8 protein-coding genes are annotated in these 7,001 nt (G+C 53.7%); 4 read left to right on the top strand and 4 right to left on the bottom strand.

The annotated features are described in order from the left end of the window. Positions 1-140 precede the first annotated feature (140 nt). On the top strand, positions 141-1,853 hold the full coding sequence (locus ACW14G_RS21640) for an ABC-F family ATP-binding cassette domain-containing protein (RefSeq protein WP_249021812.1): 1,713 nt from the start codon (positions 141-143) through the stop codon (positions 1,851-1,853). 64 nt (positions 1,854-1,917) lie between these two features. On the opposite strand, the gene ACW14G_RS21635 is transcribed toward ACW14G_RS21640, so the two are convergent. Beyond that, entirely contained in the window at positions 1,918-2,517 is a 600-nt protein-coding gene (locus ACW14G_RS21635) for an inorganic diphosphatase (RefSeq protein WP_167575842.1), read from the bottom strand. Between the two features lie 217 nt (positions 2,518-2,734). On the opposite strand from ACW14G_RS21635, the gene adhP reads away from it, so the two are divergent. Then, complete coding sequence (adhP, locus tag ACW14G_RS21630; RefSeq protein WP_163445580.1) at positions 2,735-3,745, top strand: alcohol dehydrogenase AdhP; 1,011 nt, start codon at positions 2,735-2,737, stop codon at positions 3,743-3,745. Between the two features lie 35 nt (positions 3,746-3,780). Here the strand turns inward: adhP and araJ are convergent, their stop codons facing one another. Next, entirely contained in the window at positions 3,781-4,938 is a 1,158-nt protein-coding gene (araJ, locus tag ACW14G_RS21625; RefSeq protein ID WP_163445578.1) for an MFS transporter AraJ, read from the bottom strand. 258 nt (positions 4,939-5,196) lie between these two features. Between araJ and ACW14G_RS21620 the strand changes: the two genes are divergently transcribed. Together ACW14G_RS21620 and ACW14G_RS21615 are read left to right on the top strand one after the other, a co-directional pair. After that, the gene (locus ACW14G_RS21620; RefSeq protein WP_249021813.1) at positions 5,197-5,388 is read left to right on the top strand and encodes a hypothetical protein; all 192 of its coding nucleotides are present in this window, start codon (positions 5,197-5,199) and stop codon (positions 5,386-5,388) included. Continuing rightward, positions 5,388-5,711 (top strand): CcdB family protein, encoded by a 324-nt coding sequence (locus tag ACW14G_RS21615; RefSeq protein ID WP_167575846.1) that lies wholly within the window; start codon positions 5,388-5,390, stop codon positions 5,709-5,711. Before ACW14G_RS21620 ends, ACW14G_RS21615 begins: the two co-directional genes overlap by 1 nt. Before the next feature lie 78 nt (positions 5,712-5,789). Here ACW14G_RS21615 and fdnI read toward each other — a convergent pair whose 3' ends face one another. Beyond that, positions 5,790-6,446, bottom strand: coding sequence for a formate dehydrogenase-N subunit gamma (fdnI, locus tag ACW14G_RS21610; RefSeq protein ID WP_064545498.1), 657 nt, complete (start codon positions 6,444-6,446; stop codon positions 5,790-5,792). Next, positions 6,439-7,001: 4Fe-4S dicluster domain-containing protein (locus tag ACW14G_RS21605; protein ID WP_455648786.1), on the bottom strand; the 563-nt coding region annotated here is incomplete at its 5' end. The genes ACW14G_RS21605 and fdnI, both read right to left, overlap by 8 nt.

The raw sequence follows: 7,001 nt of genomic DNA, 5'->3' as shown, positions 1-7,001 counted from the left end.
CAAGCGTTATCGGTATCGTGCTGCGATAACTTCTGCTTGAGCGAAGACACCAACCTTTAAACCCTTCCCTCGGGCTTATCAAGTTATCGTCAGCGTTGTATGACGAGGCATTCTCATGCCTGTAACACTTGAGTAAGCAAATGAGCACATTACTAACTGCACAATCTCTTCACGTTGAGACGGCGTTCGGCCCTCTTTTCAACGCACTCTCCTTCACCCTGAAGAAAGGCGATCGTATCGGTCTGATTGGCTATAACGGTTGCGGGAAAAGTACTTTATTACAGGTACTTGACGGAACCATTCCCCCTTCGTCCGGTAGCGTGTCCATCGCAAACCATTGCCTGATGGCGCGTGTCGAACAGCATCTTCCTGATGAGCTGCTGGCGCAATCGCTCATACAGGCGGTACTGGCGCAGTTGCCTTTCACCGCGCGTGAAAGCCAGCGCTGGCAGGCTGAACGGCTGCTGATGGAAATGGGGTTTCACGCTGATGAGCTTGAACAGGCCGCCGCCACCTTAAGCGGCGGACAACATACGCGGCTACTGCTGGCGCGCGCGCTGATTCTTAATCCCGATCTGTTGCTGTTGGATGAGCCGGGTAACCATCTCGATCTGCCAACGCTGCTTTGGCTTGAAACGTTCCTGAATAACTGGAATGGAAGCTTTGTGCTGGTTTCACATGATAATCCGCTACTGGATGCCGTGACCAACACCAGTTGGATACTGCGTGATAATACCCTGCACGCGTTCTCACTCCCCTGCACCGCCGCTCGGCAAGCGCTGGCTGAACAGGATGAGAGCGATGCGTTACGGCATAAAGCGGAACAAAAGGAGATCGACCGGGTCACCGCCAGCGCCAAACGGTTGGCAACCTGGGGACAGGTCTATGACAACGAAGATCTCTCCCGCAAGGCCAAACAGATGGAGAGGCAGGTTGCCCGGTTGAAAGCAGCGCAAACCGACCTGACCGCTGGCACGCCATGGCAACTGGAACTCAATGGCGATGCCGTACGGGCCGATCGGTTACTGGAAATGGAGCACCTTGCCGTCCCCCCTGCGCCGGGTCTTGCGCCACTGTTTACCACCGGCATCGCCCGGCTGCAAAGCGGTGACCGCGTGGCCATTATGGGACGCAACGGCGGCGGCAAATCTTCGCTTCTGCGTCTGCTTTGGCGACAAATGCAGCAGGAAGCACCAGACGCCGGGCTTAAGTTGCATCCGCGTCTGCATCCGGGCTATTACGATCAGACGTTACACCAGTTAGCGGATAACGCCACGCTGCTGGAGGCGCTGGAAATGTTCGAGCCGTCGGGTGAAACCCGCAAGCGCGCGCTGATTTCAGCCGGTTTCGGCTGGACGCGTCATGGGCAAAAAGTCAGTACGTTGAGCGGCGGCGAACGTTCGCGCCTGCTGTTTGTCGGCCTGTCCCTTGCCCGCTATAGCCTGCTGTTGCTGGATGAACCCACCAACCATCTGGACATCGACGGTAAAGAAGCGCTGGCGGAAACGCTTTGTCACTACCCCGGAGGCCTGCTGCTGGTCAGCCACGACCGCCAGCTCATCAACCAAAGCTGTAACCGCTTCTGGCTGATTGATGAGTGCGGGTTGAGCGAATGGCCAGACGCCGACGCGGTATATGAGCAGTTACGCCAGCGTACCCGCGCAGAAACTCCGGAGGCGGCAACGGTTTCATCCCCTGTAACCACGCCGGAAGGCGATGACCTGCTTGAGCGCTTAATTACGCTTGAACAGCGGTTAGCAGAGGATCTGGCGCGCAAGCCGAAACATCAGAAGCCGCTGATGCAGCAACGTTGGCGAGAGGAGATTGACTTAATCAATAATCAGTTAAGCTAAACGGTACCCCGGCTGAGCATTGCGACGCCGGGGTTTCCTTTTTAAGCCGCTTTAGCGCGACATTTTATTGCGGGTTTTTCTGCAGCCACGCATTCCACGCTTGCTTAATCTCCTGCTTCGCGGCGGCGGCATCGTTAAAACCGTTCAGTTCTACCTTTTTGCGCCCTTCCGGCAGCTGTTTGTAGACGCGGAAGAACGCCTGCAACCGCTCCTGCTCGACTTTTGGCAGATCGCTGATGTTCTTAATATCGTCATAAGTCGGGTCAATTTTGCTGGCGGGAACGGCAATGATTTTGTCATCTTTCTCACCGCCGTCGATCATCTTCAGCACGCCAATCGCGCGTAACTTAATTAGCGTACCCGGAGCCATTGGCGCGCGGGTATAAAACACCACATCCAGCGGGTCGCCATCTCCCGCCAGCGACTGGGTCAGCGAACCGTAGTTAGCCGGATAAGCCACCGGCATCGACTGGAAGCGATCGGCGATCAGAAAACCGGTTTTGGCGTCGGTTTCATATTTGATAATTCCCCCTGCCGGAATCTCGGTCACCGCATAAAACTCTTCCGGGTTATTCTCGGGCTGCGGAAACTCGAGGATATTGTGCGCCTGAGCGGCAGCGGAAAGAAACAGGCTTGCGGCAAGGATAGTTTTGACCAGATGCATTGTGTGTTCACTCTATTGTTATAGGGAAAGTAAAAAGCACACCGTAGAGTTTGCGAGTGAACAAAGGATGACCGTTTGATGACAATACGGTTAACCCTTAATGCTATCAATATGAAAACCCACCAGATTCTTCTCTCTTCATGCCTTGCGTTTTACGCCCCTATGACTAATCATTAATGAGTATTATTTTCGAATACAACATAACCAGGAGTAGGATATGAAGGCTGCAGTTGTCACTCATGACCATCAGGTAAACGTCACCGATAAAAAGCTGCGTCCGTTGCAGCACGGTGAAGCGCTGCTTTCCATGGAGTGCTGTGGGGTCTGTCACACCGATCTGCACGTAAAAAACGGCGATTTCGGTGACAAGACCGGGGTGATCCTCGGCCATGAAGGGATTGGTATTGTTAAAGAGATTGGCCCAGGTGTGACCTCACTGAAAGTGGGCGACCGCGCGAGCGTGGCATGGTTCTTCGAAGGCTGCGGGCACTGCGAATACTGTAACAGCGGTAACGAAACCCTTTGCCGCTCGGTAAAAAATGCCGGTTACAGCGTCGATGGCGGCATGGCTGAAGAGTGCATTGTTACCGCCGATTATTCGGTAAAAGTACCAGACGGCCTTGACTCCGCCGCGGCGAGCAGCATCACCTGCGCGGGCGTCACCACCTATAAAGCGGTGAAAGTGTCGCACATCAAACCTGGGCAGTGGATTGCCATTTACGGTCTTGGCGGCCTGGGTAACCTGGCGCTGCAATATGCGAAGAATGTCTTTAATGCCAAAGTGATCGCGCTGGACGTTAACGATGAACAGCTGAAGCTGGCCGCGGAAATGGGTGCGGATCTGACCATCAACTCCCGCAGTGAAGACGCGGCGAAAATCGTACAGGAAAAAACCGGTGGCGCGCATGCCGCCGTGGTCACCGCGGTGGCGAAAGCCGCATTTAACTCAGCGGTTGACGCGGTTCGCGCCGGTGGCCGCGTGGTCGCAGTCGGCCTGCCGCCGGAGTCGATGAGTCTCGATATCCCGCGTCTGGTGCTGGACGGCATTGAAGTCGTTGGCTCGCTGGTTGGCACCCGTCAGGATCTGACCGAAGCCTTCCAGTTCGCCGCCGAAGGAAAAGTGGTACCGAAAGTTGCGCTGCGTCCATTAACCGACATTAACGCGATCTTTAAAGAGATGGAACAAGGCCAGATCCGTGGCCGTATGGTGATTGATTTACGCCATTAATGTTCTCAGCCTCTCCCTGATGGGAGAGGCTTATTTCAGACAAGCGCCCTGCGCTGCTGATAACGCGCGTAAAGCAACAACGACGACATCGCGAGAAATGACAGTGCCGCCGCCGGTAATGCGACGCTGTTCCAGCCGAAATTCAGGGTAATCATCAGCCCACCGAAAAACGCGCCAATCGCGCTCCCCAGATTAAAAGCAATTTGCCCACCAGCCGCTCCCAACATTTCTCCGCCCTTCGCATTTTGCAGCAGCAATATTTGCAGCGGCGCGGAAAGCGCAAACAGCCCGGCACAGCAGATAAAAGCCAGCGTCAGTGACGCAACCTTAATGCCGCCCAGCGCGAAGATCATCAGCAGCGCCACCACGATAACGAAATCGGTGGTGGCGGCAATGCGCAGCGGGCTGTAGCGCCCGGAAAGCTTGCCGCTCAGAATGTTGCCCAGCACCATACCGAGGCCCACCAGCATCATGATGAACATCATCGCCCCCTCGGAAAACCCGGAGACGTTCATCATAAACGGCTTGATATAGCTGAACCACGCAAATACCCCGGCGTTGCCAAACATTGTGGCCGCGAAAATGAGCCACGGCGCGGGGCTTTTGAGAAAATGAAACTGCTCGCGTAAACGTGCATCTGACTTATCAAATAGCGTGGGCACCCAGGCAATTATCGCCAGCAGTACCGCCACGTCAAACAGAGCAATGGCCAGAAAGGTATAGCGCCAGCTGAATTGATGTCCCAGCCAGGTCCCTGCCGGCACGCCAACCAGATTCGCCACCGTCATCCCGGCAATCATCCCCGCCACCGCCGCGGTCACCCTTCCAGGGGGCGCAATTTTTGACAGAATAATGGCCCCTACGCCAAAGAAAGCCCCGTGCGGAAAACCTGACACCAGTCGCCCGAATGCCAGCATCACATAGCTGGAGGAGAAGGTAAAAATGACGTTGCCAGCAATACAGAGCGCGGCCAGCAGCAACATAATGGACTTGAGGGAAAATCGCGTAGAGAACAACGCGATGATCGGCGCGCCAATGACCACCCCAAAGGCGTACCAGGAGATCATATTTCCCGCGACCGGGATTGAGATCCCCACGTCGTGCGCCAGCTCGGGCAGTACGCCCATAATGCCAAATTCGGCCATTCCCAGGCCAAACGTGCCCAGCGCCAGCGCGAAGATTGTTTTTTTCATCCCTCTAATCACTTGTTTATGTTGAGTTTGCGGGTCGGCATTATCGACCATTCGCAGAATGCAAACCAGACAAAAACGCATGACGGCAGGTTTATCCATAAAAACAGCGCGAATAACGCATATTCATAACAGTGGGAATGTCGAATGATGCAACACCTGTGTTTTTCTGGATACCTCCTCGCAAAGATAAATTATGAGGAATTGCGTTTTAACCACTTAGCGAGATAATCACGGACATTCATTACAGGGAGGGAGTGTATGATGAAATCTAAGAACATCGTAAAAGAGTGTATTGCAGACCAGAGCAAGAGGGTTTCAACTGATACCATAGCACAACAGGCAACGGGTTGTAGAATACGCGCGGAAGATCGAGAATTTATTCGCAAAATGAATGAGTTCACGCAAGAAGCGGGCCTGTTATCCGATGACCCATTTTATGAGGTGCTCTAATGACAATGCAATTTGATGTTTATCGAAATGCATCGGAACGGAGCCGTTTGCAGCATCCCTATATTATGGTGATTCAACACGATTACTACGCGGATCTTGCAACACGTCTGGTTCTCCCATTAAGCGGACACCCATTATTAAAAACCTACTATCATCAGGTAACGCCGCTGGTTAATATCGATTTCCAGACCCTCGCCATTAACGCCCCTGCAATGACCAGCATCGATAAAGCAAAGCTCAACAACCGATTATTTGTCTGTAATTTACGCAGCGCCCGCCCGGGTGTGATCGCCGCTCTGGATGCCTTAGTCACTAATACCTGAAAACGTATATATAAAAAGCGGCCTGACACGCCCATTCGGAAACATCAGACCGCTCGTTATCGCTTCGATGACGCGTTGTTACTTCAGCCCTTCCTGACTCTCTCTTTTCGCCTCTTCGCGTTCCACTTCGCGATACCAGCGCGGATGGTGCTTCTGCGCCCAGCGACGGCTCACTTTACCTTCAATCATCCCCTTAATGGATCCTTTAACCCAGAAAGCCATATACATATGGATAAGGATCGCGTGGATCAGAATGATGGCCGACGTCGCGTGAATCAGCAGCGCGTAGCGCACAACCTGAATCGGGAAATACGGCGCGAAGTACGGACGCCAGATAATGACCCCGGTCACCAGCAGCACAAAAATCATGCTCATGATGCTCCAGAACATCATCTTCTGCCCGGCGTTGTATTTGCCAACCTTCGCGACCTTATGTTCATTGCCTTTCAGCACTTCGACAATCCCTAACACCCACGGAATATCCTGCTTATCCGGGATGTTATGGTGCACAAAGCGCACGAACATAAACATCAGCACCACGAAAATCAGCACGCCGAAGAACGGATGCAGAATGCGCCCCATCTGCGGAGTACCGAAGGTTTCAGTCAGCCATTGCAGCGTCGGGAAGAAGAAGGAAATCCCCGAGACCGCCACCAGGAAGAAACAGATAACCACCGTCCAGTGACAGGCGCGATCGACAAACTTCGTGCGCACAATCATTTTCGACTTACTCATGGCCATCCTCCTCTTCGTCATCGTCCACTTCCTTATTCGGGCCAATACCAATGTAGTGATAGATAAGCCCGGCAAAAGTGGCAATAAAACCTGCGGCGGATAACGGTTTCAGCGCCCCTTTCCACAGATTAATGCTGGTATCAATGGCAGGTTCCTTCGGCAGCTTATGATAGAGCTCGGGCTGATCCGCATGATGCAGTACATACATCACGTGCGTTCCACCCACACCCTCCGGGTTATAGATGCCGGCATTGGCATAACCGCGTTTCTTCAGCTTATCCACGCGCTCCTGCGCCACATCCAGCATCTCTTTCTTGGTACCGAAATGAATAGCGCCGGTGGGACAGGTTTTCACGCAGGCAGGCTCCATGCCGACGCTGACGCGATCCACACACAGGGTGCATTTATACACGCGGTTATCCTCTTTATTGAGGCGCGGAATATTGAACGGACACCCGGCAATGCAGTAACCGCAACCGATACAGTTGTCCTGCTGGAAGTCGACGATGCCGTTGGCGTACTGAATAATCGCCCCGGCGGACGGGCACGCCTTCA

The sequence above is a fragment of the Kluyvera sp. genome (assembly GCF_965301105.1).
This window is presented reverse-complemented; position numbering and strand designations above follow the sequence as displayed.

What these genes read in the sequence shown, in the direction of transcription:
- araJ (WP_163445578.1), bottom strand. Translation starts at nt 4,938, where the DNA reads ATGAAAAAAACAATCTTCGCGCTGGCGCTGGGCACGTTTGGCCTGGGA.
- fdnI (WP_064545498.1), bottom strand. Translation starts at nt 6,446, where the DNA reads ATGAGTAAGTCGAAAATGATTGTGCGCACGAAGTTTGTCGATCGCGCC.
- ACW14G_RS21635 (WP_167575842.1), bottom strand. Translation starts at nt 2,517, where the DNA reads ATGCATCTGGTCAAAACTATCCTTGCCGCAAGCCTGTTTCTTTCCGCT.
- adhP (WP_163445580.1), top strand. Translation starts at nt 2,735, where the DNA reads ATGAAGGCTGCAGTTGTCACTCATGACCATCAGGTAAACGTCACCGAT.
- ACW14G_RS21640 (WP_249021812.1), top strand. Translation starts at nt 141, where the DNA reads ATGAGCACATTACTAACTGCACAATCTCTTCACGTTGAGACGGCGTTC.
- ACW14G_RS21615 (WP_167575846.1), top strand. Translation starts at nt 5,388, where the DNA reads ATGACAATGCAATTTGATGTTTATCGAAATGCATCGGAACGGAGCCGT.
- ACW14G_RS21620 (WP_249021813.1), top strand. Translation starts at nt 5,197, where the DNA reads ATGATGAAATCTAAGAACATCGTAAAAGAGTGTATTGCAGACCAGAGC.